This is a genomic window from Pseudomonas sp. stari2 (genome assembly GCF_040760005.1).
GTDB lineage: Bacteria > Pseudomonadota > Gammaproteobacteria > Pseudomonadales > Pseudomonadaceae > Aquipseudomonas.
Genome location: NZ_CP099760.1, coordinates 4,318,576 through 4,342,840, shown reverse-complemented (window position 1 = coordinate 4,342,840; position 24,265 = coordinate 4,318,576). Strand labels below are relative to the sequence as shown.

Below are 24,265 nucleotides of genomic sequence, written 5' to 3'. Positions count from 1 at the left end.
GTGGAATGAGTTGCGCAACACCCTTCAAATCCATCGGATTTTTCCTGCAACGCGCGTCGGCGCTGGTGATCTGGTGCTCCGAGACCCATGTCGATAACCTTTCCGGGCCGCTGCAAAATCAGCGGTCGGATGTGGAAGTCCGGTGAATCCTGAAAGCGCATGTGCGCCTGTAAACACTTGTTGGCGCCTTATATGCCAACATTGTTTGTTTATGGCAGCTATGCGCAGGAGCACTCTAGAGTGCACCGGGTTTTTCTCGGGGTCCCGGACTTCCACACCTGCGCAAAGCTGCCACCCTCTTGTGGAAGGGAGCTCGGCAGTTTTTTCTCTAACTGCACGAGATCTTCACGCATGAACAAATTTGATTCGAACGCAGCCGAAACCTCCGCGAACCCAGATTCCCCCGAACACATCGCCAACCCCAAACCCCGCTACATTCCCATCACCGGCATCGACTGCCAGATTCCCTGCCTTCTGATCGATCGCGAAGCCCCGGTAGACGTACTCCACGGCACCGCCGCCTACCGCTTGCGCAGCGTGACTCAACTGCTGGAAACCCTTTCCCTCAGCGACGGCACCGGCCATGACGCATTACTGCTGCAGGATTTCGCCCGAGTGCTGGCAATCCCTCTGCGCGACAGCTGCGACCTGATGGATGTACTGGGCTGGAAGCTACAGGCGTAGTTTTCAAACCCTCAAACAAAAACGGGCGACCTTCTCAGGCCGCCCGTTTTTTATGGCGTGATTACCGGGTCAACTCCCCCAGAATCCTGTGCGCAATCTTCACCCGCTCTCCATTCGGGTAGTTGCGGTTCGCCAGAATCACGATCCCGACGTTCTTCGACGGCACGAACGCGACATACGCGCCGTAGCCAGCGGTGGAGCCGGTCTTGTTCAGCAGCACGTTCGCCGGTTCCGGCTGTGGCGGAGTGAGCCATTTGACCTTGTGCGGTTCCATGGCCATCGGCGTGGAGTTGCCGTCCAGCAGGCGGGCCAGGCTGATCGGGTAGGCGTAGCGTTCCCAGCCCAGTCCCTGGGTCATGTCGCCGACGGTGTAGTAGCCGGTGTGGGTGAGGGCGATGGCTTTTTGCAGCGGTGTTTCAAGTTTGGCGCTGTCGAGGTTGGCCTGGACGAATTGCAGCAGATCTGAAGTGCTGGTTTTCACGCCATAGGCTTCGGAGTCGAGGGCGCCGGGGCTGACTCGAATCGGTTTGTTGTTCTTGTCATAGCCTTGGGCATACAGATTTTGCTCAGACGCGGGCACCGACAGGAAGGTGTGCTTGAGCCCGAGTTTCGGCAGCAGGGTTTCGGTCATGACCTGATCGAACGGCTGGCCGAGGCTTTTTGCTGCCAGATAACCGAACAGGCCGATGCTCGGGTTGGAATACAGGCGCTGGCTGCCGGCCGGATAAGTCGGTTTCCACTGTTGGTAATAGCCGAGCATCTTGTCGGAAGAATCCGCGGCATCCGGAAATTGCAGCGGCAGGCCGCCGGCGCTGTAGGTGCCCAGTTGCAGCAGGCTGATCTGGTCGAAGGCACTGCCTTTCAGCTCGGGCCAGTGCTGACTGGCCTTGTCGGAAAACGCCAGTTTGCCGCTGGCCTGGGCGTAGGCGCCGAGGGTCGCGGTGAAGGTTTTGCTCACCGAGCCGATTTCGAACAGGGTGTTTTCATTCACCGCTTGCCCGGTGCTCTTGTCGGCGACCCCGTAGTTAAAGTAATGCTCCTTGCCATCGACGGTCACGGCCACGGCCAGCCCCGCGATGTCCTGTTGCTGCATGACCGGTGTCACAGTGGCCTTGACCAGCGCCTGCAACTGATCGTCGGTTTGCGGGGCGGCCAGGCAAGTGGCGGCGCTGAAGAAAAGTCCGAAAGCGCTGAAAGACTTGAGTTTGTTCAGGTTGATCGAAGACATGCTTGAACCACTCTCCATGAGTGTTGATGGTGTTATCCCGCTACACTGCGAGCGTTTTTTCATCGGGTTGCTGATCAGCGCCGCAAATCTAGGCAGTCCCGCGTCTTTCGACAAACGATGAAATCTCGGACGAGCCATTAGAAAAATTTGGGATTGGGTATGATTCGACCTCAATTGCCGCTGAATGCATTACGCGCTTTCGAAGCTTCTGCGCGTCATTTGAGCTTCACTCGCGCCGCCGTGGAGTTGTGCGTGACCCAGGCCGCCGTCAGCCATCAGGTCAAAAGCCTGGAGGCGCAACTCGGCGTGATCCTGTTCAAACGCCTGCCCCGTGGGCTGATGCTGACCGGCGAGGGCGAAACCCTGCTGCCGGTGCTGACCACGTCGTTCGATCATATCGCGCAGATGCTCGAGCGTCTGGCGGGCGGGCAATATCGGGAAATGCTCACGGTCGGCGCGGTGGGTACTTTCGCCGTGGGTTGGTTGTTGCCGAGGCTGGCGGACTTCCAGGCGAAACATCCGCTCATAGATTTGCGACTGTCGACCAACAACAATCGGGTGGACGTCGCCGCTGAAGGGCTGGATTACGCGATCCGGTTTGGCGCCGGGGCGTGGCACGGTATCGAGGCGACCCGTTTGCTTGAGGCCCCGTTGTCGGTGTTATGCGTCCCGGAAATTGCCCGGCAATTGCACACGCCGGGTGATCTTTTGCAGCAGCGTTTGCTGCGTTCCTATCGCACCGATGAGTGGCCGGACTGGTTTTACGCGGCCGGTCTGGCGACCCATGCCGCGCCGCCCCAGAGCATCGTGTTCGACTCGTCGCTGGCGATGATGGAAGCGGCGTTGCAGGGCGGCGGGGTAGCACTGGCGCCGCCATTAATGTTTGCACGACAACTGGCGGCGGACCTGATCCGCCAACCCTTTGCCATCGAAATCACCACCGGCAGCTACTGGCTGACGCGCTTGCAGTCACGGCCGGAGACGTCGGCGATGGCGGCGTTCAGGCACTGGTTGCTGGAGGCCGCGCAGGCTTAGCGCACCAGGCACGGCCGCTTGTTATCGAACGTCCAGCCCGGAATCAGAAACTGCATCGCCACGCTGTCATCCCGTGCGCCCAGCCCCATGCCTTTATAGAGTTCGTGGGCCTTGGACACCTGGTCCATGTCCAGCTCCACCCCCAGCCCCGGTTTCTTCGGCACCTGCACGCAGCCGTCGACGATTTGCAGCGGTGCCTTGGTCAGACGCTGGCCGTCCTGCCAGATCCAGTGGGTGTCGATGGCAGTGATGTCGCCCGGCGCCGCGGCCGCGACGTGGGTGAACATCGCCAGGGAAATGTCGAAGTGATTGTTGGAGTGCGAACCCCACGTCAGGCCCCATTCGTGGCACATCTGCGCCACCCGCACCGAGCCCTGCATGGTCCAGAAATGCGGGTCGGCCAGCGGGATGTCTACCGACTGCAACTGGATTGCGTGGCCCATTTCGCGCCAGTCGGTGGCGATCATGTTGGTGGCGGTTTTCAGGCCGGTGGCGCGACGGAATTCAGCCATCACTTCACGTCCTGAATAACCGTTTTCCGCACCGCACGGGTCTTCGGCGTAGGCCAGCACATGATGCTGGTCGCGGCACAGACGGATCGCTTCTTTCAGTGACCACGCGCCGTTCGGATCGAGGGTGATGCGGGCGTCGGGGAAGCGCTCGGCCAGTGCCGTCACCGCTTCGATTTCGGCATCGCCGCTGAGCACGCCACCCTTGAGCTTGAAGTCCTTGAAGCCGTAACGCGCATGGGCCGCCTCCGCCAGACGCACCACGGCGTCGGCAGTCATGGCTTTTTCGTGACGCACGCGGAACCAGTCGTTGTCGGCATCCGGTTCGCTGCGGTAGGCGAGGTCGGTTTCCCGGCGATCGCCCACGTAGAACAGATAACCGAGCATCTTCACTTCGTCGCGTTGCTGGCCTTCGCCGAGCAATGCGGCCACCGGCACGTCGAGGTGCTGGCCGAGCAGGTCGAGCAGGGCGGCTTCCAGCCCGGTGACCGCGTGAATGGTGATGCGCAGGTCGAACGTCTGCAGGCCACGGCCGCCGGCGTCGCGGTCGGCGAAAGTCTGGCGCACCTGATTGAGGATCTTCTGATACGTGCCGATCGGGCTGCCGACCACCAGGCTGCGGGCGTCTTCAAGGGTCTGGCGGATACGCTCGCCGCCGGGTACTTCACCGACGCCGGTGTGGCCGGCGTTGTCCTTGAGAATGACGATGTTGCGGGTGAAAAACGGCCCGTGGGCGCCGCTCAGGTTGAGCAGCATACCGTCGTGGCCGGCCACCGGGATGACTTGCATCTCGGTGATGATCGGGGCTTTGGCGATGTCGTGTGCGGTCATTTGGCGTTGTCCTTTCAAGCGTGTTTCGGCGCGGCATCGGCCACGGCGATATCAGGTGCGGATTTGGGTGTCATGCGGGCGGCGAACACGATGATCGCGGCGATGATCGAGGTCGCGGCCAGACCATAGAGGCCGCCCTGGATCGAACCGGTGTGTTGTTCCAGCAGGCCGAAAGTGGTGGGGGCGACGAAGCCGCCGAGGTTGCCCACCGAGTTGATCAGCGCGATCACGGCAGCGGCGATCCGCGCATCGAGATAGGCCTGCGGAATCGGCCAGAACAGCGATGAAGCAGATTTGAAACCCAGTGCGGCAAAGCAGATCGCGACGAAGGCAAAAATCGGCCCGCCGGTGGTGGACATGAACATCCCCGCAGCGGCGATCAGCAATGCGGTGGCCACCCACGCCTGCTGGTGTTTCCATTTGGCCGAGAACGAGGCGAACGCATACATGCCGATGATCGACAGCAGCCATGGAATCGAGTTGAACAGGCCAACCTGGAAGTCGCTCATCTCGCCCATCTTCTTGATGATGCTCGGCAGCCAGAAGGTCGCGGCATAGATGGTCAATTGAATGAAGAAGTAGATCAGGCAGAACAGAATGATCTGGCGGTCCTTGAGCAGTTTGCCCAGCGACGGCCGGATCGGGGTCGTGGCTTCGCGGGCCTTCTGTTCGTCGTCGATGGCTTTGACCAGCGCATCCTGCTCGGCGTGGGTCAGCCACTTGGCGTCGTGGGGTTTGGCGTCGAGCCAGAACCAGACGAACACGCAGAGGCCGACCGAGAACATCCCTTCAATGAAATACATCCACTGCCAGCCGTGCAGGCCCAGACCTTCGATCTGCAACAGCAGGCCGGACAACGGGCCGGAAATCAGCGAGGCCACCGCCGAACCACTCAAGAAAATCGCAATCGCCTTGCCGCGCTCGGCCCCCGGCAACCAGCGGGTGAAGTAGTAGATCACCCCGGGAAAGAACCCGGCCTCGGCCACACCGAGCAAGAAGCGCAGGATGTAGAAGTGGGTTTCGTTCTGGATGAACGCCATGCCGGCGGCCACCAGTCCCCAGGTGAGCATGATGCGGGTCAGCCAGATTCGCGCGCCGACCTTTTGCAGCAGCATGTTGGAGGGGACTTCGAACAGCGCGTAACCGATGAAGAACAGACCGGCACCGAACCCATAGGCAGCGGCGCCGATGCCGAGATCATGTTCCATGTGGGTGCGGACGAAGCCGATGTTCACCCGGTCAATGTAATTGACGATGAACATGATGACGAACAGCGGCAGGACGTGGCGTTTGACTTTGGCAATGGCGGAGGACAGCACCGAATCGGTGCCCTCGTTCATCCCGGCAATGGATGATTTCACTTGGTTTTCTCCCACTCGTTATTTTTATGCGGGGTGTGATTGGCTGCTGCGTTGTTGATAGACATCATACAACTAGATTTTTTTGTCCTACAAGCGGGAACGCTCAATCAAATTTATCTACGGCGAAGGGCTTTTATGCTTTCCTGGATTTAAAGTGCCGTATTTGTTGGGTTTTAAAGGATTGTGACGGGCTGCGGTGCAGAATGCCAAGCCAGCGAATGTGCAGTGCTGGCGTGAAACTAGTTAATGGTTTTTAGCGAAAATCACTTGTTGTCATACAAGTAGAGCGCCTGAAATCATAGGAGCTCATACAAGTCATCGCCTGCAGTGCTACGATCGGCTTGCCCCGATCACCGGAACCGACCATGCAAGAAGACCTCGACGCCCCCGCCCGTAAACGCGCGCACAACCTGGCCCATGACCTGGTGGAAAAACTCACCCAGAGCATCCTGCTCGGCCAGATGTTGCCCGGTGACAAGTTGCCGTCGGAGAACTCGATCGTTCAGGAGCACGGCGTCAGCCGCACCGTAGTGCGTGAGGCGATTTCCAAATTGCAGGCGTCGGGGTTGGTGGAGACGCGGCACGGCATCGGCACCTTTGTGATCGAGCGCGTGCCGGAGCAGGGGTTGCGGCTGAATGTCGACACCGCGCTGGGCGTGCGCAGCATTCTCGAATTGCGCATGGGGCTGGAGACGCAAGCAGCAGCACTGGCCGCGCAGCGTCGTTCCGAACAGCAACTGATGCAGATGCGTCAGGCGCTGGACGACTACCAGCGTCTATTGGCCAACAACGACAGTTGCGTCGAGGCCGACCGGCGCTTTCACCTGCTGATTGCCGAAGCCACCGGCAATGTCTGTTTCACCGAAATCATGCAGCAGTTGGGCAGCGCGATGATCCCGCGCACTCGAGTCAATGCGGCCGAGCGCGGGGCGGTGGATTTGAGCAAGCTCGGGCAACTGGCGAATCTCGAACATGAAGCGATTTTCAACGCGATCAAACGCCAGGATCCGGAAGCGGCCCGGGCAGCGATGTGGCTGCACCTGAGCAACAGCCGCGACCGGTTTTCGGCGGGCGGTGCCTGACGCTGCGACTCAAGTCTCGATGGCCCGGACCACCGCCGGCCGTTCCAGATTCAACGCCAGCACGCTAATCAACACCACCGCCGAACCCACCAGCACCAGCTGCGTCGGGCGTTCGCCCAGGCCCACGGAAGCGATCCCCATTGCGGTCGGCGGAATCAGGTACAGCGTCATCGTCGCCCGGCTCAGGTCCACATGCTTGAGCACGAACGCCCACGCCAGATAGGCGAGGGCGCTGGGAAACACCCCCAGAGCGAGCACCGCCCATTGCACTCGCAGCGGCGCACTGGCCACGCTGTCGGCCAGCTCCGGCAAGTAAATCAACAACAGCAGCGTGCCGGACCACACCGTGTAGCAAACCAGCGTCAGCCCGTCATAGCGCCGGGCGTGGTGTTTTTGCAGGGCGAAGTAAATGCTCCACGACACCGCCGCCAGCAGGATCAGCAGACCATGGGCGTCGATGCTGCCGAGGCCGCGATCACCGCTGACCACAATCACCACGCCGACGAATCCCGTCAGCACACAGCCCCAGCGCCAGACGCTGACCCGATCCTTGAACAGAAACCGCGCCAGCAGCGTGCTGAACAGCGGCGTCGATTGCGCCAGCACACTGGACGCGCCGGCGCTGACGCTTTGCTGGCCGATGTTCAGCACCACGTGATGCAGGCTGACGGCAAAGAAGCCCAGGGCCAGTAACAGTGGCAAATCCTGTAGGCGCGGCAGATGAATGCCTTTGAAACCAGCAATCACCGCCATGAACAGCGACGCCAGCAGAAACCGCAGCAACGCCAGATGACCCGGATCGTAGGCTTGCAGGCCGATATGGATGCCGGTCGGCGAATAGGCCCAGCAGCCGACGACGAAAGCCATGGCCAACAGAATTTTCAAAGGCGAAGTGGAAGGCATGAGCGAGGCACCAGGAGGGTTGATGCGTCGAGTATCCGGGTGGCCAATCATTCGCCACAACTGACTTATACTGCGCGAACCATTCACTCAGAGTGATGATTATGGAGCTGGCGCAAATCCGCATGTTCAAGACCGTGGCCGAGGTCGGCAGCATCGCCAAAGCGGCTGAAAAGCTGTTTTGCGTACCGTCGAACATCACGGCGCGGATCAAATCCCTGGAAGCGGAACTGGGGGTTGCGCTGTTTCTGCGCGAAGGGCGCGGGCTGCGGATCAGTCCGGCGGGACAGACCTTTCTCGCCTACGCGGAGAAGATTCTGGCGCTGACGGCCGAAGCCAAACGCGCAGTCGATCCCGCCGCCGAGCCGTCCGGGCCGCTGCGCATCGGCGCCATCGAGTCTTCGGCCACCGGGCGTCTGCCACGCCTGCTGGCGAAATTTCACAAGCGCTATCCGAATGTGGCGTTGGAACTGACTAATGGCACTTGGGGCCAGTTGCTCGACGATACGGTCAGTCATCGTCTGGACGGCGCGATCGTCGCGGTGGACGTCGAGCGCTCCCAGCTCAAACGCACGCCGATGTATCGAGAGGAACTTCTGCTGATCGCTTCGACTTCTTTCGGGCCGATACGCGACCTCGACGATTTGCAGGACAAGACCGTGTTCATGTGGCCCCAAGGCTGTCCGTATCGCGCCGCGCTGGAACACTGGCTGTTGCGTCAGGGCCTGTCCTTGCCGATTGTCAGTCTGGCCAGTTACGGGGCGATTGTCGGTTGCGTGAGTGCCGGCGCTGGCGTAGCGCTGGTGCCCAAAGGCGTGTTCGAGCAATACGCCAAAGGCGCGGGGTGTGCGGGTTACGAATTCTCCGAACTGACCGCCATCGACAACTTGTTCTACTGGCATGAAAACGCCGGGGTGCACCCGGCGCGTGAGGCGTTTGTGGCGATGTTGCGCGAGGAGTTTGCCTGAGCCGGATCAGGTCCCGCTCACGTCGCGCATCAACAAGCCGAAGCGCAGATCCACCGCATCCGGAATCGGCAGGTACACCGTGTGCCCGTCCCCTGGCGCCACGTCGATGGCCTCGCCCTTTAGGCTCTGTAATTCATGCAGATCAAAATGGAAGTTGCCCTTGGGCGTCATCAGTTCCAGATGATCGCCCAGGGCAAAGCGGTTCTTCACTTTGACCTCGGCCAGACGATCCCGGCGTTCGCCAGTCAGCTCGCCAACGAATTGCTGACGTTCCGACACCGAGCTGCCGTTCTGATAGTTCTGGTATTCGTCATGCACGTGCCGGCGCAGGAAGCCTTCGGTGTAGCCGCGCTGGGCGAGAGATTCCAGATCGGTCATCAGGCTGCGGTCGAATTCGCGACCGGCCACCGCATCGTCGATGGCCCGGCGGTAAACCTGAGTGGTGCGGGCGCAATAGAAGTGGGATTTGGTCCGGCCTTCGATCTTCAGCGAGTGCACGCCCATGCGGGTCAGGCGCTCGACGTGCTGCACCGCACGCAGATCCTTGGCGTTCATGATGTAGGTGCCGTGCTCGTCTTCGAAGGCCGGCATCATCTCGCCGGGGCGGTTGGCTTCCTGCAACAGGAATACCTGATCGGTGGGGGCGCCGAGGCCGAGGGTCGGCTGCGGTTCGAAGGTCTGCACGATCTCGCCGAGCTGGTTTTCGATGGCTTCCTGGGCCGAATATTTCCAGCGGCAGGCATTGGTGCAGGTGCCTTGATTGGCGTCGCGCTTGTTCATGTAACCCGAGAGCAGGCAGCGGCCGGAATAAGCCATGCACAGCGCGCCGTGGACGAACACTTCCAGCTCTATGCCCGGCACCTGCTCGCGGATTTCGCCGATCTCTTCCAGTGACAGTTCCCGGGACAGAATGATCCGGCTCAGCCCCTGTTGCTGCCAGAACTCGACGCTCGCCCAGTTCACCGTGTTGGCCTGCACTGAAAGGTGAATCGGCATCTGCGGAAAGTGCCGGCGCACCAGCATGATCAGGCCGGGGTCGGACATGATCAGTGCGTCCGGCGCCATCTCGATCACCGGCGCCAGATCCTTGAGGAAGGTCTTGAGCTTGGCATTGTGCGGCGCGATGTTGACCACCACATAGAAACGCTTGCCCTGGGCTTGGGCTTCACGAATGCCGAGGGCGAGATTGGCGTGGTCGAACTCGTTGTTGCGCACCCGCAGGCTGTAGCGCGGCTGGCCGGCATAAACCGCATCGGCGCCATAGGCGAAGGCGTAGCGCATGTTTTTCAGAGTGCCGGCGGGGGCGAGCAGTTCCGGGGTGAAGGAGGGCATCATGGCGGTGTCGGTCGCAAAAGCGCGGGAGGGTAAACGAGGTGCGGCGAGGGTTTATTGATCTGGATCTATGCTCCATGAACAAAGATGGCACTCGCGCGGGCGCGGGCTGACTAAGTTGGGCGGGTGCGCGTGGCGCCTGACTGACATGGACCGGACATGAACCAAAAGAGTCTGCAATTCAAATCCCTCACTGTGCTGTTGTTGCTGGTGACGGTGGCCTTTATCTGGATCCTGCTGCCGTTCTACGGTGCGGTGTTCTGGGCGGTGATTCTCGGCATTCTGTTTGCGCCGATGCAGCGCCGGTTGCAGCAGAAATTCGGCTGGCAACGCAACCTGACGTCACTGTGCACCCTGAGTGTCTGCCTGGTGATCGCGATCTTGCCGGTGATCGTCATCAGTGTGTTGCTGGTGCAGGAAGGGGCGACGCTCTACGACAATATCGAAAGCGGCAAGCTCGATATCGGCGCCTATCTGGCGCAGTTCAAGCACAGCCTGCCGCCGTACTTTCAGCACTTGCTCGACCGGTTTGGTGTGGGCGAACTCGATGCCTTGCGCGAGAAAATCGTCAAGGCCTCGATGCAAGGCAGTCAGGTGCTGGCGAGCCAGGCGTTCAGCTTCGGCCAGGGCACATTCGATTTTGTGGTGAGTTTTTTCATCATGTTGTACTTGCTGTTCTTCTTTCTGCGCGATGGTGCCGAACTGGCGCGCAAAGTGCGTACGGCGGTGCCGCTGGAAGAGCATCACAAGCGTCGGCTGCAACTGAAATTCAACCGGGTGGTGCGCGCCACGGTGAAAGGCAACCTGCTGGTGGCTATCACTCAGGGTGCATTGGGCGGGGCGATTTTCTGGTTTCTCGATATTCCCAGCGCGTTGCTCTGGGCGGTGTTGATGGCGTTTCTGTCGCTGTTGCCGGCAGTGGGGGCGGGCATTGTCTGGGCGCCGGTGGCGGTGTATTTCCTGCTCAGCGGGATGATCTGGCAGGGCGTGGTGCTGGGGTTGTTCGGGATATTCGTGATCGGCCTGGTGGACAATGTGCTGCGTCCGGTGCTGGTGGGCAAGGACACGCGCATGCCGGACTACATGATCCTGATCTCGACGCTGGGCGGGATGGCGGTGTTCGGTCTCAATGGTTTCGTGATCGGGCCGCTGATCGCTGCATTGTTCATGTCGAGCTGGGCGCTGTTCGTCGAAACCAGACCGAAGGTGCAGTTGCCTTAAGCCTTGAACGGGCCGTTGATCAGTCGTTGCGACAACGCCTGGGCAGCTGGCAGCGAAGTGAGCGGGCCGCTGACCGGCTCGCCGTCGCGTACCAGATACCAGCAGGCGAGCAATCCAAGCTCTCTGAGGGATGCGGGAACCGCGCTGCCGACAACTGACATGATTTGAACCTGTGCCATGAAAAGTACCTCCATCAATCTATGGAGCTACCTTAGGGACTTGGCCGTTTCAGGGACAATCAACGCTTTCGATAGTGGACATTGATGCCGTTGAGGACTGGCTCAATCGACCACTTGATCGAGCATGTGCACAATCTCGTGCTCGTTGAGCAAACCCTTGCGCACCAGGTTTTCCGCCAGCAGCGACACAAACTTCGCCGTGCGGTGGCCTTCCAGGTGCTTGAGCTCGGTCAGGGCGTTGTACACCTTGCTTGAGGTGCATAAACCGACGATGCGGTGCGGATTCTGTGTTGGCATTCCAGTCGTCCTTGTTTTTATCAACCTGTTGTATGCGGACGGATTCAGATTGCGGTTCCGTCATGACAAATAGATGACCGTTGTGTGTTTCGGCTCAACAGTCAAGTCCATCATGCCGACTTTAACGGGTGGAACTGTCTCCACAGCGACCTTGGCGAGATTTTTTCAGACGTTGGCCGACGGACGGTCGGCTTGCTCAAGGCCAAAAAAAGCCCCGCTGTAAAAGCGGGGCTTTGTCTGTGTGCTTACCAGCGACCACCGTAGTAGTGCGGGTGGCCGTAATAACCACGGGGCGGACCGTAGTAGACCGGGCCCGGAACATAAACCGGTTGCTGCACATAAACCGGGGCCGGCTGGTAGTAGACCGGTGGCGGCGGTTGCTGCACGTAGACCGGTGCCGGTTGAGCGTAAACAGGCTGTTGGACGTACACCGGCCGATCCTGGTTGATGAGCGCCGAGCCGATGATGGCCGAGCCGACGATCGCACCAAATACCGCCGGACCCTGCCAGCCACCGCCGTGGGCTTCTGCCTGACCCGTGATCGCGAATGCACCAATCAACAAGGCCACGATGGGGAGTTTACGAATCATGATTAATCCTCGGTTCTTCGACCCGGCGTCCGGGCCTGCAACAGGCTCGGGATAGCGCGGGGATACTTCTAAGACAGCAACATTTGGAAAAACAGCACGGCGGCTGGGTAAATTTTGTGTAAGGTCTGTACCGGCTTGCTTACCGGGTTTCAGGCAACGGCTGTGATGCCCGGAACAGACCGCCTTATGATCGTTCAGAACCCGATGGTCTGGCTAATCCCGTCCATCCGAAAGTGCATTCGAAGGAGCCTCCCATGCAGATGAACCCCAACAAAGACACCCAACTGTGCATGTCCCTGTCTGGGCGTCCCGGGAATTTCGGTCTGCGTTTTCATAACCATTTGTACGAGCAACTGGGCCTGAATTTCTACTACAAGGCCTTCAGCAGCCAGGACCTGCCGGGCGCCGTCGGCGGGATCCGGGCGCTGGGCATTCGCGGTTGCGGGGTGTCGATGCCCTTCAAGGAGGCCAGCATTGCGCTGGTCGATGAACTGGATGCCTCGGCAGCGGCGATTCAGTCGATCAACACCATCGTCAACACCAACGGCCATCTCAAGGCCTACAACACCGATTACATCGCCATCGCCCAATTGCTGGAAACCCACGCGGTGCCGAAAGGCTGGACTTTCGCCCTGCGCGGCAGCGGCGGTATGGCCAAGGCAGTGGCCAGTGCCTTGCGCGATGGCGGTTACAAGAACGGTCTGATCGTCGCCCGCAACGAGCGCGCCGGCCGTGCGTTGGCAGATTCCCTGGGTTATCGCTGGCAGGCGGAACTGGGCGAGGAACGCCCGCAGATGCTGATCAACGTAACGCCTGTGGGCATGGACGGCGGTCCGGAAGCGGGGCAGCTGGCATTTGAGGTGGATGTGATCAAGTCTGCCGACACCGTGTTCGATGTGGTGGCGATCCCCTCGGAAACCCCGCTGATCGTGCGCGGCCGTGCTGAAGGTAAAAAAGTGATCACCGGGCTGGAAGTGATCGCGATCCAGGCGCTGGAGCAGTTCGTGCTGTACACCGGCGTGCGACCGACGGTCGAGCAGTTCGATGCGGCCGTGGCGTTTGCCCGCAGTTGATGGGGCCTGAGCAACGGCAAATCCGCCCGGATTTGCCGTTGCCTATACTGCTGGATCAGCAAGTACAGACTTGCCCATCACAAGAACCGAGGTTTGCATGCACCCGCCGATTCTCAACCTGAATGATGTCGAACTCGAACCATTCCCCGAATCCCTGGCCCCCGAAGGCGAAACCGCCAGGCGTTATCAGCAGAGGTTCGCCCGGGTCGGCCAGCAACTGGGCGCGCAGAAGCTTGGTTATCGGCTGTATGCGCTGCCGCCGGGGATGCGCGGCAGTCCGTTTCACAGTCATCGGGTCAATGAGGAAATGTTCTACGTGGTGGCCGGGGAAGGGGAGGTGCGCCTTGGCGCTGAGCGTTTCCCGATACGCGCCGGCGACGTGATCGCCTGTCCACCGGGCGGTCCTGAAGCGGCGCATCAGATCATCAATACCAGCTCGCAAGAACTGCGCTATCTGGCGGTAAGCACTCAGCAACAGCCGGAAATCTGTGAGTACCCGGATTCGAACAAATACGCGGTAATGGATAATTTCAGCATCGATGCCGAAGGCAAGGCCTCGGGCTTCGTCGCGGTGGCGCGGCAGGCGGACGGGGTGGATTACTGGGACGGCGAATAACGCCGCCCCGGGTGCGCTTATTCTTCGAGGCGGGCCAGACGCTCTTCCAGCGCTGCAATCCGCGCTTCCAGCTCTTCGATGCGCTCGACAGAAACACCGCTGACAGTCCCTCGCTCACTCGGATTCTGCCGCGCCGCGATAATCGCCTCGATGTCTGCCGGATCGCCAAGTGCATGGGTGTAGCGGTCTTCGCGCTGGCCGGCCTGACGCGGAATCAGTACCGCCAGGTCCCGAGCGATCAGGCGTTCCAGCTGATGCACCACTTGTTCGGCATCTTCGAACTCATGCATGCGACCGCTGCGGGTCAGCAGTTCGTTGACGGTCTGCGGGCCGCGCAGGAACATCAAGCCGGTCAGGATCAATTGCGCCGGCACTAGTTCCAGCGCCTTGTCGACCTTGTGCTCCCAGCGGTCGGCGCGGCTGCCCATCACCAGTTTGGCGAAACCGCGGCTTTCGAGGGCGCGCAGGCTCTGGCCGACCTGGCCCTGGGTCAGGTTCATCACCGGTTCCCGGCTGGTTTTCTGATTGCAGGCCAGTACCAGCGCGTTGAGGGTCAGCGGATAGGTTTCCGGGCTGGTGGCCTGTTTCTCGATCAGCGAACCCAGGATGCGGATTTCCGTGGCGTTGAGCCGTGGTTCGTTGACGTTGGTTTCAAGTTCTGTGGACATCGCGCGTTCCCTCTGCAGTCGAAGGCGCCTAGCCTAATCCTTGCTGGATAAAAGACAAGTCGCGCGGCCCGCGAGCATGGCTATAATCGGCCCACGATTCACCCAGCCACCACGTGAGACTGCCATGACCATTTCCCTGTACGCCGCATCCGTCCCGGTTTTTCAACAAATGCTCAACGCCCTGAGCGATGTGCTGAAAAAAGCCGAAGCCCACGCCACCGCGAAAAACATCGACCCGAATGCCTTCCTGCAAGCGCGTCTGTACCCGGACATGTTCCCGCTGGTGCGTCAGGTGCAGATCGCCGTGGACTTCGCCAAAGGCGTGTCCTCGCGTCTGGCTGAAGTCGAAATCCCGAAATACGACGACACCGAAACCACCTTCGCCGAGCTGCAAGCGCTGATCACCAAGGTGCTGGCCTTCATCGGCGAGATCAAGCCTGAGCAAATCAACGGCAAGGAAGGCATCGAGATCGTGACCCGTCCGGGCACCCCGAAAGAGAAGCGCTTCAGTGGCCAGGCTTACCTGCTGAGCTACGGCCTGCCGCAGTTCTTCTTCCACGTCACCACTGCTTACGACCTGCTGCGTCACAACGGCGTTGAAATCGGCAAGCGCGATTACATGGGCGCGTTCTAAACCCCGACGCATAAAAAAGCCCGCCAAGGTTTGCGCCTTGGCGGGCTTTTTGTTGCGCTCGGTGTTTACGCCGGGCGCTGTGCTTTCTGTTCTTCGCCCAGGCAAGCCGCAGCGGTGAACAGCACGTCGGTGGAGGAGTTCAGCGCCGTCTCGGCCGAATCCTGCAGTACGCCGATGATGAAGCCGACTGCCACCACCTGCATGGCGATTTCGCTCGGGATGCCGAACAGGCTGCACGCCAGCGGGATCAGCAAGAGCGAACCACCCGCTACACCGGACGCGCCGCACGCACAGATTGCAGCGACAACACTGAGCAGGATCGCGGTCGGGATGTCTACCGCGATGCCCAGGGTGTGCACGGCGGCGAGAGTCAGCACGGTGATGGTGATCGACGCACCGGCCATGTTGATGGTCGCGCCCAGTGGAATCGATACTGAATAGGTGTCTTCATGCAGGCCCAGGCGTTTGCTCAATTCCAGGTTGACCGGAATGTTCGCTGCCGAGCTGCGGGTGAAGAACGCGGTGATGCCGCTTTCACGCAGGCATTTGAGCGTCAGCGGGTACGGGTTGCGGCGCAGCTTCCAGAACACGATCAGCGGGTTCATCACCAGCGCCACGAACGCCATGCAGCCCAACAGCACCGCCAACAGGTGGGCGTAACCGACCAGTGCGCCAAAACCGGAAGTGGCCAGGGTCGAAGCCACCAGGCCAAAAATCCCCAGCGGTGCGAAGCGGATCACCACGCGCACGATCAGGGTCACGCCGTTGGACAAATCGCTGACCACTTCGCGGGTGGTGTCACCGGCGTGGCGGATGGCGACGCCCATGCCGATGGCCCAGGCCAGAATGCCGATGAAGTTGGCGTTCATCAGCGCCGTGACCGGGTTGTCGACCACGCTCAACAGCAGGCTTTGCAGGACTTCACCGATGCCGCCCGGTGCCGTCACGGCGACGTTGTCGGTGGACAGCACCAGATGCGACGGGAACAGGGTGCTGGCAACCACGGCCACCGCCGCAGCGCCAAAAGTGCCCAGCAGATAGAGGAACAGAATCGGCCGGATATGGGTTTCCTGGCCGTGCTTGTGGTTGGCGATCGAGGCCATGACCAGCACGAACACCAGAATCGGCGCCACGGCTTTGAGCGCCGAGACGAACACCTTGCCGATGAACGCGGTGCCTTTGGCGGCCTCGGGCGCGAGGAGAGCCAGGGCAATACCCGCAATCAGACCGATCAGGATCTGCGTGACCAGGCTGAGGCGTTTCAGGCGTTGCATTAGAGAAGGGGATGAAGCGGTCATAACGGCATCTCTGCTTTTTTATAGGGTGCAAGGTTGCGTGATCCGGGGGGTGAATCGGGGGCAGGCCACAGACACGAACCGAAAGGAATGACGCGACAGCCACGCCGTTAAACGGGTGGCTGAACAGGGTGTACGTTTTTCAGGGCGCGGACTTTATCACAGCGTGGGCCTTATCCTTCAGGCCTGTGACGATCTGCCACCGAAACGTTCGGCAACATAGACAGGTTTGTGCAAGTCACTCGGGAAACACTCTGTTAAGATTGCGCATCCTTATTTTCAAGTTCTGCCGGCGGGCCTTCGGGTCAACGCTGGTGTCGTCGTTTTGCTGGAGTTCCTCATGCTGTTGCCCATCCTTCTGTTGTCTGCCGCCGGATTCACGGTGCTGACCACGGAGTTCGTCATCGTCGGCCTGCTGCCGGCGATTGCCCGCGACCTGGCCGTCACCATCCCGCAAGCCGGGTTGCTGGTGACTCTATTCGCCTTCACCGTGGCCATGTTCGGTCCTTTCTTGACCGCATATTTCGCCCGTTTCGAACGACGCAAACTGTTCATCACCATCCTGGTCATGTTCGGTCTGGCTAATACGGTGGCGGCGCTGGCGCCGAACATCTGGGTCATGGCCATTGCCCGGTTGATCCCGGCGCTGGGTTTGCCGGTGTTCTGGGCCTTGGCCAGTGAAACTGCCGTGGACATCGTCGGTCCGGACTTCGCCGGTCGCGCCATTGCCAAGATCGGCTTCGGCATCGTCTGCGCCACGGTATTCGGCATTCCAGTCGGCACGCTGATTTCCGATGCGTTCGGCTGGCGCAGTGCGTTCGCCATTCTGGCGGTGATCGCGTTCGCCAAGGCGTTGCTGCTGTTTGTCTATCTGCCGAAAACCAGCCTGCACCAGCATCAGGTAAGTTTCGCTTCGCAGTTCAAGATCCTGCGCAGCCCGCTGATGCTTGGCCATGTGTTGCTGTCGATCCTGGTGTTCAGCGGCATGTTCACCGCCTACACCTATCTGGCGGATATCCTCGAACGTCTGGCCGGCTTCAATGGCACCGTGGTCGGTTGGTGCCTGATGGGCTTTGGCGCGGTCGGCCTGATCGGCAACTCGTTGGGCGGTCGCGCGGTGGATCGCCATCCGCTGATGGCCTCGGTGATGTTCTGCGCGTTCATGATCCCCGGGATGGTGGCGCTGGTGCCCAACATCAATTCGTCGCTGGGTCTGGCAGCGGCAATGGGTATCTGGGGCGTGACGCAGGCTGCGCTGTTTCTGGTCAGCCACGTGCGCTTGATGAAAGCGGCTCCTGAAGCGCCGGCTTTCGCCGCGTCGCTGAACATTGCCGGGGCCAACCTCGGGATCGGCCTTGGCGCGATCATTGGCGGTCGAGTGATCGACAGTGCCGGGCTGGGCTTCGTAGGATTTGCGGCGGCCGCATTCATCCTGCTGTCGATTTTCCTCGCCATGGTGTTGATGGTGCTCAAGCCGCGCGAGGTCTGCGCACAGGCTTAAAACTCGGTAAACAGCTCGCGTCGGGCACCTTCGGTAATCGCTTTGATGCCGGGGTGCTTGACCTTGCGCTCCACCGAAATCGCGTAAAACGACTCGCTCACCGCATCGGTCTGACCGATCAACTTGACGCCGTACTGGCGCTTCACCTCATCGGCAATCACGCTCGGGCCGATGAAGATCCCGCTGCCGGACTGACCGAACGCCTGCATCAAGGCGCTGTCATCGAACTCCCCGACAATCCTTGGCTGAATCTGTTGCTCGGCGAACCAGCGCTGTAAACGGCTGCGCACCACGGTCTCCGCGCCGGGGATCAACAGCGGCGCACCGTGCAGGCTGCGCGGGAAGTCCTGACCGTATAACGCCGCCAGTTCGGCGGTGGCGAAAAAACTGATTCCGCATTCGCCAAGCTTCTGGCTGTAGCCCTTGATGTCCAGGTGCGAGGGCATCGGGCTGTCGGAGATCACCAGGTCCAGACGCTGGATCGCCAGATCCGCCAGCAGGCGTTCGAGTTTGTCCTCACGGCAAGTGATGCGCAGTGGTTCGCTGAGCTCCATGGTTGGTGCGATCAGGCGATAGACGATGGATTTGGGCACCACGTCCGCCACGCCGACCCGGAACAGGATCTGCTGTTCGTTGGGCTGTGCGCGCAGCATCAATTCCAGTTCACCGCCGAGCTGGAACATCTGCTCGGCGTAGGGCAGGGCCTGGCGTCCGGCTTCGGAGAGTTCGAGTTGCCGGCCGACCCGTTGAAACAATTCGATGCCGTAAGTCTGTTCGAGCAGGGAAATCTGCCCGCTGATGGTCTGCGGCGTCAGGTTCAGTTGCTCGCAGGCGCGCACGATGCTGCCGGTCTTGGCCACCACCCAGAAGTAATGCAGTTGTCGGTAATTGAGCATGGGGTTTGGTCCATCAAATACAGTTCGTATAAACCGAAGTGTAGCTGCTAAAAATACGAATTTTTCTGAAGTGTTTGTCTCCCTAGAATGCCCAGCCATCGACGGGCGGTCTGTGACCCTGTCTGTTCATTCGAAGGAAGCCTTATGAAATACACGATCCCGGCACTGATGCTTACGTCTTTACTGCTTATGGCTGGTTGCGACCAGGCCGAGAAAAGCGCGCAACAACTGATGGGCAAGGCCGCCGAGAGCGCCAAGCAAGCCATCGATGACACCCATAAAGCCGCCGAACAGGCACTCAGTGACGCCACGGGCGATCTGATCGGCAAGAAAGAATCATCGGAAAAAGATGCGGAAAAATCCGAATCTTCCTCCAAGGAAATTTAAACCGTCTTACAAGAGTCAGGACTGACCCATGGAATATCTGTTAGAACTCGCTTCCAGCCCGACCGCCTGGATTGCCTTGGCCACACTGGTGGTGATGGAAATCGTGCTGGGCATCGATAACCTGATCTTCATCTCGATCCTGACCAACAAACTGCCCGAGCAGTACCGGCAGAAGGCCCGTCGCCTGGGCATCGGCATGGCGCTGATCATGCGTCTGGCCTTGCTGAGCACTATCGCGTTCATCGTTCAGTTGACCGCTCCGGTCATCGAGATCCTCGGTCAGGCGTTCTCCTGGAAGGACATGATCCTGATTGCCGGTGGCCTGTTCCTGGTGTGGAAAGCGACGACCGAGATCCATCACAGCATGGACCCGGCGCCGGAAGATCCGAAGTCCGCGACGTCGACGGTCACCCTGGGCTTCGCTGCCGCCATCGGGCAGATCCTGATGCTGGACATGGTGTTCTCGATCGATAGCATCATCACCGCTGTCGGCATGACCGAACACTTGCCGATCATGGTGATCGCGGTGGTGGTTTCAGTACTGGTGATGCTGTTTGCGGCTGATCCGTTGGCCAAGTTCATCAACGACAACCCGACGGTGGTGATGCTGGCTCTGGGCTTCCTGATCATGATCGGCATGACGCTGATCGCAGAAGGCTTCGGCGCCCACGTACCGAAAGGTTATGTGTATGCCGCCATGGCGTTCTCGGCTGCGATCGAGGTGTTGAACATGATGTCCCGTCGGGCGAAGCAGAAGAAACTGGCTGCCCAGGCGTAACCGCTGGAAAATCGAAGGCCGCGTCACTCGCAAGAGTCACGCGGCCTTTTTCGTTTGAATCGGTTGAAAGACGTCAGTGCGCGGTGGCGTGACGGGCGCTGTGTTTTTCGATCTTCTTGATCGGTGCAGGTTGCACAGGGTGGTGATGGCGGCGGGAAATCCGCAGTACGCCCCACAGCATGGCGCCGGCAACGGCCAGCCAGCCGGCAATCAACATCACAATGGTCATGGTCAGGCTCATCGGTGCCTCCTCTTTGCCCTGCGTCGGGCGCTCACTCTTTTGCTGTCTTTCGAGTGACAGTCTAGTCGCTGGCGTGTTTCAGGCTATTGACCAAAGGTCGGTGGTGACCAATCACTTCGCTCTATGCAGCCGATGCATCTGCCCCTTTGGGCTATACCGCAGCGTTGCGCCGTCCTATGATCCTCGACCAAGCCGGAACACGATGACCGGTAACTGATCAAGAGAGTGACGATGGTGCAGCTATTTTCCCGGATTCGCATGGCACTGCTGGTGGCCGGTTGCGTGACAGCTTTGGTGGGGTGTGCGGGCAGTGTGGCGCCGGAAGTCCAGCGCCTGCCGGAGCGCGTCGAACTCAGCGGCACTTTCTATCGTGGCGAAGCCAATCAGAGTGGGCCGCAAGTGCTCGCCAGCTTGCTGTCGCAGCAGGGCATAGTCATCACGCCGGGCTTGCTGGAAAAGCCGCTGCACCTACCGGGCGCCGAGGACAAGCTGCAACAGAATATGCAGAACCTGGCGCGTGAATACGGCATGGTCGTATACCCGGTAGATGCCCGTTTGCCGGCGCTGCTGACCCAGGTGGCGGCAGGTTATCCGGTGATGGTGCGCTTTAGCGAAGGATCGGCGTTCTGGGCCGAGCCGCGGTACGCGATTCTTTCCGGTTATGACCGCAAGAAGCAGAAGGTTCTGTTGCGCGCGGGGATGAATCGTCGTGAACTGATGAGTTTCAGTTCTTTTGAATCGGCGCTCGAGAAGTCGGGTGGCTGGGCGGTATTGATTCAGAAGCCTTCGCAGCTCCCGGCAGCGGTCGATCGCCAGCGTTGGCTGAAAGCCGCTGATGAGCTGGCGCAGGCTGGCCAGGAACGCGAGGCGGCGCAGGCGCGCAAGGCACTGGACGCGAAGTGAGGTTCCGTCCGTCTCCTGACGGGCACCCTGGCGCGCAGCTATGCTCTTAAGGGTAACGCCCGGTTTTTTCGGGTGATTACCCGAATGAGAGGTGCGTATGAGTACCGATTCGAGCTTTGACGACCATAAGCCGGACAGTGTGCCGACTACGCCGGAGCCGGACGTTGATCCGGTGCTGGATCCGGACAGCCCGCTGCGCGATCCATTGGCTCGCCCAACCGTGGTGCCTCCGGAACATCGGCGCGATCCCAGTGTCGGCGACGGCATTCCCGATGATGACCAGATGCCGCTGCCCAACGACTGAACCGGCAGACGAAAAAAAGCCCCGAATGTTCGGGGCTTTTTCTTGTGTCGCGATTTACTTCGAAGCTTCGACCACGCCGCTCTGGCGACCCTTGAGGTTTTTCTCGGCCTTGTATTGCTGGGCCACTGCCGGAACGTTGGTGCTCCGACCGGTTTCCACCCAGCTGCGGATGCGGCTGGCATCGGCGAAGTGCGTGTACTTACCGAACGCATCGAGAATCACCAGGGCGACCGGGCGGTTGCTCATCCGGGTCACGAGCACCAGGCAATGGCCGGCCGGATTGGTGAAGCCGGTCTTGGTGATCTTGATGTCCCAGTCGGCCTTGTTCACCAGGTGGTCGGTGTTACGAAAACCCAGGGTGTAATTGGGTTTGCGGAACGAGACGGTTTTTTCCTTGGTGGTGGTGAGTTCGGTCAGGATCGGATGCTTTTGCGCAGCCATCAGCAACTTGCTCAGGTCGCGCGCGGTGGAGACGTTGCGCTCCGATAGGCCGGTCGGTTCCACAAAGTGGGTGCTGGTCATGCCCAGCGCCTTGGCCTTGGCGTTCATTGCTGCGATGAAGGCTGCATATCCGCCCGGATAGTGATGAGCGAGACTGGCGGCGGCGCGGTTTTCCGAGGACATCAAAGCGATCAGCAGCATCTCCCGGCGCGGCAATTCACTTCGCAGCTTGACCCGGGAAAACACGCCTTTCATTTCCGGGGTGTGGCTGATGTCGACGTCAATCCATTCGTCCATGTTCTGGTGCGCTTCAACCACAACCAAACCGGTCATCAACTTGCTGACGGAGGCGATTGGCACGATCACGTCCGGGTTGCTGGAATAGATGACTTTGTTGGTCTGCAGATCCATCAGCAGGGCGCTGCCGGAGGCGATTTTCAGTTGCGAGGCGTCTCGGGGGGCAGCGGTGGTTTCGGCGGCGTTGACCGTTGGCGTGAGGAGTGTGCCTGAAAATGCAAAAACCAGGCTCAGGATGGACAGACGAATATTCACGCGGGCGAACTCATGAAGGTTGGAAATGCCGTTTTTTGTAACGGACTGTGTCGTAAAACGACGCATTTTAGGAGTATGGCTGAAGAACTGTCGATGGTTGTTTGAAGGGTATGAAAAAGTCGTGAAAAGCCCTGTGAAAATAGGGGTTTCCGGCGAACGGTAAAGGTTTTTTCGAGGATACGAAAAACCCCGCACAAGGCGGGGTTCTCCTGAAGCGGAAAAAGCGCTTAAGCGTGCAGGGTTTCTGCCGCGTAGAGGGTGTTTTCCAGCAGGCAGGCACGGGTCATCGGGCCGACGCCACCCGGTACTGGAGTAATCCAGCCGGCACGGGGCAGGGCGGTTTCGTACACGACGTCACCGACCAGTTTGCCGTCGTCCTGACGGTTGATGCCGACGTCGATCACGATCGCGCCTTCCTTGATCCACTCGCCCTTGACCAGGCCCGGCTTGCCGGCGGCAACCACCACCAGATCGGCGCGGCCGACATGGCCGGCCAGGTCCTTGGTGAAACGGTGGGTCACGGTCACGGTACAGCCGGCCAACAGCAGCTCCATGGCCATTGGGCGACCAACAATGTTGGAAGCGCCGACGACCACTGCATCCATTCCGTACAGATCGACACCGGTGCTTTCCAGCAGGGTCATGATGCCTTTCGGCGTGCACGGACGCAGCAGCGGAATGCGCTGGGCCAGGCGACCGACGTTATAAGGATGGAAACCGTCGACATCCTTGTCCGGGCGGATGCGCTCCAGCAGCTTGGACGCGTCCAGGTGCTCAGGCAGAGGAAGTTGAAGCAGAACGCCGTCGATTGCCGGGTCGTCGTTCAGTCGATCGATCAGATCGGTCAGTGCTTCCTGAGTGGTTTCGGAAGGCAGGTCGTAGGCTTGGGAGAGGAAGCCGACCTCTTCACAGTCTTTACGCTTGTGCGAGACATAAACCTGAGAGGCAGGATCGCTGCCGACCAGGATCACCGCGAGGCCGGGAGTGCGCAAGCCTTGCTCGCGACGTTCGGCTACCCGTTGGGCGATCTGCTGGCGCAGGCTGGCGGCGATTGATTTGCCGTCGATTAGTTGTGCAGTCATTGCGCGTGATTAACCATCGAGAGGGGAAAAAAAGAGAACGCATTCTCGCATGTCAAACGGTGAGGGCAAAGGCGCTTGGTCAGCAAATTCCCCTAAGCCCTTTAATTAAATGAATTTTTTTCAAAAAGGATTTGACGACCTGCAGGTCGCTCTATACTATTCGTCGCACTTGTCGGGCACAGCCTAGCACTGGTTAAGAAGGTCGAGCGAAATCAAGGTTTTGCGAGGCTGGAAAGCACTTAGTTTGTAGTCCTCCAAGGGTACAGCTAACAAGGCGCCCGTAGCTCAGCTGGATAGAGCATCCGCCTTCTAAGCGGATGGTCGCAGGTTCGAGTCCTGCCGGGTGCGCCATTAGGCAGCTTTGGCACAAGTAACGCGATATGGTGGGCGTAGCTCAGTTGGTAGAGCACGGGATTGTGACTCCCGTTGTCGTGGGTTCGATCCCCATCGTCCACCCCATATTTCGAAAGGCGCCAGATGTAACAGTCTGGCGCCTTTGCTTTAAAAAGCTTCATCCGCGGATGTGGTGGAATTGGTAGACACACTGGATTTAGGTTCCAGCGCCGCGAGGCGTAAGAGTTCGAGTCTCTTCATCCGCACCAATCAAAGCTTCATTCATGCCGTTGGTAGGGTGAAGTTCTACAAAGAAGTTGTTTGGCTTCTTTGGCACGCAATAT

At 59.9% G+C, this 24,265-nt stretch carries 27 protein-coding genes and 3 tRNA genes; 16 read left to right on the top strand and 14 right to left on the bottom strand.

What is annotated here, in order from left to right; translation table 11 throughout:
* Window positions 1-411: 411 nt before the first annotated feature.
* Entirely contained in the window at window positions 412-684 is a 273-nt protein-coding gene (locus NH234_RS19815; RefSeq protein ID WP_085732271.1) for a hypothetical protein, read from the top strand.
* Between the two features lie 61 nt (window positions 685-745).
* Here the strand turns inward: NH234_RS19815 and ampC are convergent, their stop codons facing one another.
* Window positions 746-1,912: a class C beta-lactamase gene (gene ampC / locus NH234_RS19810; protein ID WP_367253996.1), complete on the bottom strand. Its 1,167-nt coding sequence runs from the start codon at window positions 1,910-1,912 to the stop codon at window positions 746-748.
* Window positions 1,913-2,071: 159 nt separating this feature from the next.
* On the opposite strand from ampC, the gene NH234_RS19805 reads away from it, so the two are divergent.
* Window positions 2,072-2,947, top strand: coding sequence for a LysR family transcriptional regulator (locus NH234_RS19805; protein WP_085732236.1), 876 nt, complete (start codon window positions 2,072-2,074; stop codon window positions 2,945-2,947).
* Here the strand turns inward: NH234_RS19805 and gudD are convergent.
* Both gudD and NH234_RS19795 read right to left on the bottom strand, forming a co-directional pair.
* A complete protein-coding gene (gene gudD, locus NH234_RS19800) occupies window positions 2,944-4,287 on the bottom strand; it encodes a glucarate dehydratase (RefSeq protein WP_367253995.1) in 1,344 nt (447 codons plus the stop codon). The genes NH234_RS19805 and gudD overlap by 4 nt on opposite strands.
* 14 nt (window positions 4,288-4,301) lie before the next feature.
* Window positions 4,302-5,648: an MFS transporter gene (locus NH234_RS19795; protein WP_367253994.1), complete on the bottom strand. Its 1,347-nt coding sequence runs from the start codon at window positions 5,646-5,648 to the stop codon at window positions 4,302-4,304.
* A gap of 365 nt (window positions 5,649-6,013) precedes the next feature.
* Here NH234_RS19795 and NH234_RS19790 point away from each other — a divergent pair, with 365 nt between their 5' ends.
* The gene (locus NH234_RS19790; protein ID WP_085732233.1) at window positions 6,014-6,730 is read left to right on the top strand and encodes a FadR/GntR family transcriptional regulator; all 717 of its coding nucleotides are present in this window, start codon (window positions 6,014-6,016) and stop codon (window positions 6,728-6,730) included.
* A 9-nt stretch (window positions 6,731-6,739) separates the two neighbouring features.
* On the opposite strand, the gene NH234_RS19785 is transcribed toward NH234_RS19790, so the two are convergent.
* Window positions 6,740-7,633, bottom strand: coding sequence for a DMT family transporter (locus NH234_RS19785; RefSeq protein WP_367253992.1), 894 nt, complete (start codon window positions 7,631-7,633; stop codon window positions 6,740-6,742).
* A gap of 101 nt (window positions 7,634-7,734) precedes the next feature.
* Between NH234_RS19785 and NH234_RS19780 the strand changes: the two genes are divergently transcribed.
* Window positions 7,735-8,598, top strand: a complete 864-nt coding sequence (locus NH234_RS19780; protein ID WP_367253990.1) for a LysR family transcriptional regulator — start codon at window positions 7,735-7,737, stop codon at window positions 8,596-8,598.
* 6 nt (window positions 8,599-8,604) lie between these two features.
* On the opposite strand, the gene yegQ is transcribed toward NH234_RS19780, so the two are convergent.
* Window positions 8,605-9,933, bottom strand: a complete 1,329-nt coding sequence (yegQ, locus tag NH234_RS19775; protein WP_367253988.1) for a tRNA 5-hydroxyuridine modification protein YegQ — start codon at window positions 9,931-9,933, stop codon at window positions 8,605-8,607.
* A gap of 156 nt (window positions 9,934-10,089) precedes the next feature.
* Here yegQ and NH234_RS19770 point away from each other — a divergent pair, with 156 nt between their 5' ends.
* Window positions 10,090-11,151, top strand: coding sequence for an AI-2E family transporter (locus NH234_RS19770; protein WP_085732229.1), 1,062 nt, complete (start codon window positions 10,090-10,092; stop codon window positions 11,149-11,151).
* Here the strand turns inward: NH234_RS19770 and NH234_RS19765 are convergent.
* From NH234_RS19765 to NH234_RS19755, 3 genes are all read right to left on the bottom strand, one after another.
* Window positions 11,148-11,330: a hypothetical protein gene (locus NH234_RS19765; protein WP_085712487.1), complete on the bottom strand. Its 183-nt coding sequence runs from the start codon at window positions 11,328-11,330 to the stop codon at window positions 11,148-11,150. The genes NH234_RS19770 and NH234_RS19765 overlap by 4 nt on opposite strands.
* A gap of 102 nt (window positions 11,331-11,432) precedes the next feature.
* The gene (locus NH234_RS19760; RefSeq protein ID WP_085712486.1) at window positions 11,433-11,627 is read right to left on the bottom strand and encodes a hypothetical protein; all 195 of its coding nucleotides are present in this window, start codon (window positions 11,625-11,627) and stop codon (window positions 11,433-11,435) included.
* Window positions 11,628-11,872: 245 nt separating this feature from the next.
* Window positions 11,873-12,217: a hypothetical protein gene (locus NH234_RS19755; protein ID WP_025108898.1), complete on the bottom strand. Its 345-nt coding sequence runs from the start codon at window positions 12,215-12,217 to the stop codon at window positions 11,873-11,875.
* 254 nt (window positions 12,218-12,471) lie between these two features.
* Between NH234_RS19755 and NH234_RS19750 the strand changes: the two genes are divergently transcribed.
* On the top strand, window positions 12,472-13,290 hold the full coding sequence (locus tag NH234_RS19750) for a shikimate 5-dehydrogenase (RefSeq protein WP_367253985.1): 819 nt from the start codon (window positions 12,472-12,474) through the stop codon (window positions 13,288-13,290).
* Between the two features lie 97 nt (window positions 13,291-13,387).
* Entirely contained in the window at window positions 13,388-13,906 is a 519-nt protein-coding gene (locus NH234_RS19745) for a cupin domain-containing protein (protein ID WP_367253983.1), read from the top strand.
* A gap of 17 nt (window positions 13,907-13,923) precedes the next feature.
* Here the strand turns inward: NH234_RS19745 and NH234_RS19740 are convergent, their stop codons facing one another.
* Entirely contained in the window at window positions 13,924-14,574 is a 651-nt protein-coding gene (locus NH234_RS19740; protein ID WP_085732226.1) for a DUF480 domain-containing protein, read from the bottom strand.
* A gap of 124 nt (window positions 14,575-14,698) precedes the next feature.
* Between NH234_RS19740 and NH234_RS19735 the strand changes: the two genes are divergently transcribed.
* On the top strand, window positions 14,699-15,208 hold the full coding sequence (locus NH234_RS19735; protein WP_085732225.1) for a DUF1993 family protein: 510 nt from the start codon (window positions 14,699-14,701) through the stop codon (window positions 15,206-15,208).
* Window positions 15,209-15,273: 65 nt separating this feature from the next.
* On the opposite strand, the gene sstT is transcribed toward NH234_RS19735, so the two are convergent.
* The gene (sstT, locus tag NH234_RS19730) at window positions 15,274-16,506 is read right to left on the bottom strand and encodes a serine/threonine transporter SstT (RefSeq protein WP_367253982.1); all 1,233 of its coding nucleotides are present in this window, start codon (window positions 16,504-16,506) and stop codon (window positions 15,274-15,276) included.
* 337 nt (window positions 16,507-16,843) lie between these two features.
* Between sstT and NH234_RS19725 the strand changes: the two genes are divergently transcribed.
* Entirely contained in the window at window positions 16,844-18,004 is a 1,161-nt protein-coding gene (locus NH234_RS19725) for an MFS transporter (protein WP_367253981.1), read from the top strand.
* Here NH234_RS19725 and nhaR read toward each other — a convergent pair.
* A complete protein-coding gene (nhaR, locus tag NH234_RS19720; RefSeq protein WP_367253979.1) occupies window positions 18,001-18,900 on the bottom strand; it encodes a transcriptional activator NhaR in 900 nt (299 codons plus the stop codon). The two genes, NH234_RS19725 and nhaR, sit on opposite strands and share 4 nt — an antisense overlap.
* 144 nt (window positions 18,901-19,044) lie before the next feature.
* Between nhaR and NH234_RS19715 the strand changes: the two genes are divergently transcribed.
* Both NH234_RS19715 and NH234_RS19710 read left to right on the top strand, forming a co-directional pair.
* Window positions 19,045-19,287: a hypothetical protein gene (locus NH234_RS19715; RefSeq protein WP_085732221.1), complete on the top strand. Its 243-nt coding sequence runs from the start codon at window positions 19,045-19,047 to the stop codon at window positions 19,285-19,287.
* 28 nt (window positions 19,288-19,315) lie between these two features.
* The gene (locus NH234_RS19710) at window positions 19,316-20,065 is read left to right on the top strand and encodes a TerC family protein (RefSeq protein WP_085732220.1); all 750 of its coding nucleotides are present in this window, start codon (window positions 19,316-19,318) and stop codon (window positions 20,063-20,065) included.
* Window positions 20,066-20,138: 73 nt separating this feature from the next.
* Here NH234_RS19710 and NH234_RS19705 read toward each other — a convergent pair whose 3' ends face one another.
* Window positions 20,139-20,306: a hypothetical protein gene (locus tag NH234_RS19705; protein WP_170929601.1), complete on the bottom strand. Its 168-nt coding sequence runs from the start codon at window positions 20,304-20,306 to the stop codon at window positions 20,139-20,141.
* Between the two features lie 231 nt (window positions 20,307-20,537).
* On the opposite strand from NH234_RS19705, the gene NH234_RS19700 reads away from it, so the two are divergent.
* Window positions 20,538-21,209, top strand: coding sequence for a peptidase C39 family protein (locus NH234_RS19700; protein ID WP_085732219.1), 672 nt, complete (start codon window positions 20,538-20,540; stop codon window positions 21,207-21,209).
* Window positions 21,210-21,306: 97 nt separating this feature from the next.
* Window positions 21,307-21,513 (top strand): hypothetical protein, encoded by a 207-nt coding sequence (locus tag NH234_RS19695; protein ID WP_367253977.1) that lies wholly within the window; start codon window positions 21,307-21,309, stop codon window positions 21,511-21,513.
* Window positions 21,514-21,567: 54 nt separating this feature from the next.
* Here the strand turns inward: NH234_RS19695 and pbpG are convergent, their stop codons facing one another.
* Together pbpG and folD are read right to left on the bottom strand one after the other, a co-directional pair.
* Window positions 21,568-22,506 (bottom strand): D-alanyl-D-alanine endopeptidase, encoded by a 939-nt coding sequence (pbpG, locus tag NH234_RS19690; RefSeq protein ID WP_085712474.1) that lies wholly within the window; start codon window positions 22,504-22,506, stop codon window positions 21,568-21,570.
* Between the two features lie 227 nt (window positions 22,507-22,733).
* Window positions 22,734-23,588 carry a bifunctional methylenetetrahydrofolate dehydrogenase/methenyltetrahydrofolate cyclohydrolase FolD gene (gene folD / locus NH234_RS19685; protein WP_085712473.1) on the bottom strand — a complete coding sequence of 285 codons (855 nt, stop codon included), beginning with the start codon at window positions 23,586-23,588 and terminating at the stop codon, window positions 22,734-22,736.
* Window positions 23,589-23,862: 274 nt separating this feature from the next.
* On the opposite strand from folD, the gene NH234_RS19680 reads away from it, so the two are divergent.
* The 3 genes from NH234_RS19680 (at window position 23,863) to NH234_RS19670 (ending at window position 24,190) form a co-directional block, all read left to right on the top strand.
* Window positions 23,863-23,939, top strand: a tRNA-Arg gene (locus NH234_RS19680).
* 32 nt (window positions 23,940-23,971) lie between these two features.
* Window positions 23,972-24,047: transfer RNA gene (locus tag NH234_RS19675), tRNA-His, on the top strand.
* 58 nt (window positions 24,048-24,105) lie between these two features.
* A tRNA-Leu gene (locus NH234_RS19670) sits at window positions 24,106-24,190 on the top strand.
* Window positions 24,191-24,265 lie beyond the last annotated feature (75 nt).

Excerpts from the sequence above, each read along its gene's own strand:
- NH234_RS19755 (WP_025108898.1), bottom strand. The coding sequence starts at position 12,217 with ATGATTCGTAAACTCCCCATCGTGGCCTTGTTGATTGGTGCATTCGCG.
- folD (WP_085712473.1), bottom strand. The coding sequence starts at position 23,588 with ATGACTGCACAACTAATCGACGGCAAATCAATCGCCGCCAGCCTGCGC.
- NH234_RS19700 (WP_085732219.1), top strand. The coding sequence starts at position 20,538 with ATGGTGCAGCTATTTTCCCGGATTCGCATGGCACTGCTGGTGGCCGGT.
- nhaR (WP_367253979.1), bottom strand. The coding sequence starts at position 18,900 with ATGCTCAATTACCGACAACTGCATTACTTCTGGGTGGTGGCCAAGACC.
- sstT (WP_367253982.1), bottom strand. The coding sequence starts at position 16,506 with ATGACCGCTTCATCCCCTTCTCTAATGCAACGCCTGAAACGCCTCAGC.
- yegQ (WP_367253988.1), bottom strand. The coding sequence starts at position 9,933 with ATGATGCCCTCCTTCACCCCGGAACTGCTCGCCCCCGCCGGCACTCTG.
- NH234_RS19765 (WP_085712487.1), bottom strand. The coding sequence starts at position 11,330 with ATGGCACAGGTTCAAATCATGTCAGTTGTCGGCAGCGCGGTTCCCGCA.
- NH234_RS19760 (WP_085712486.1), bottom strand. The coding sequence starts at position 11,627 with ATGCCAACACAGAATCCGCACCGCATCGTCGGTTTATGCACCTCAAGC.
- NH234_RS19740 (WP_085732226.1), bottom strand. The coding sequence starts at position 14,574 with ATGTCCACAGAACTTGAAACCAACGTCAACGAACCACGGCTCAACGCC.
- NH234_RS19750 (WP_367253985.1), top strand. The coding sequence starts at position 12,472 with ATGCAGATGAACCCCAACAAAGACACCCAACTGTGCATGTCCCTGTCT.
- NH234_RS19780 (WP_367253990.1), top strand. The coding sequence starts at position 7,735 with ATGGAGCTGGCGCAAATCCGCATGTTCAAGACCGTGGCCGAGGTCGGC.
- NH234_RS19725 (WP_367253981.1), top strand. The coding sequence starts at position 16,844 with ATGCTGTTGCCCATCCTTCTGTTGTCTGCCGCCGGATTCACGGTGCTG.
- ampC (WP_367253996.1), bottom strand. The coding sequence starts at position 1,912 with ATGTCTTCGATCAACCTGAACAAACTCAAGTCTTTCAGCGCTTTCGGA.
- NH234_RS19695 (WP_367253977.1), top strand. The coding sequence starts at position 21,307 with ATGAGTACCGATTCGAGCTTTGACGACCATAAGCCGGACAGTGTGCCG.
- NH234_RS19770 (WP_085732229.1), top strand. The coding sequence starts at position 10,090 with ATGAACCAAAAGAGTCTGCAATTCAAATCCCTCACTGTGCTGTTGTTG.
- NH234_RS19735 (WP_085732225.1), top strand. The coding sequence starts at position 14,699 with ATGACCATTTCCCTGTACGCCGCATCCGTCCCGGTTTTTCAACAAATG.
- NH234_RS19710 (WP_085732220.1), top strand. The coding sequence starts at position 19,316 with ATGGAATATCTGTTAGAACTCGCTTCCAGCCCGACCGCCTGGATTGCC.
- NH234_RS19745 (WP_367253983.1), top strand. The coding sequence starts at position 13,388 with ATGCACCCGCCGATTCTCAACCTGAATGATGTCGAACTCGAACCATTC.
- NH234_RS19705 (WP_170929601.1), bottom strand. The coding sequence starts at position 20,306 with ATGAGCCTGACCATGACCATTGTGATGTTGATTGCCGGCTGGCTGGCC.
- NH234_RS19805 (WP_085732236.1), top strand. The coding sequence starts at position 2,072 with ATGATTCGACCTCAATTGCCGCTGAATGCATTACGCGCTTTCGAAGCT.
- NH234_RS19715 (WP_085732221.1), top strand. The coding sequence starts at position 19,045 with ATGAAATACACGATCCCGGCACTGATGCTTACGTCTTTACTGCTTATG.
- NH234_RS19785 (WP_367253992.1), bottom strand. The coding sequence starts at position 7,633 with ATGCCTTCCACTTCGCCTTTGAAAATTCTGTTGGCCATGGCTTTCGTC.
- NH234_RS19790 (WP_085732233.1), top strand. The coding sequence starts at position 6,014 with ATGCAAGAAGACCTCGACGCCCCCGCCCGTAAACGCGCGCACAACCTG.
- gudD (WP_367253995.1), bottom strand. The coding sequence starts at position 4,287 with ATGACCGCACACGACATCGCCAAAGCCCCGATCATCACCGAGATGCAA.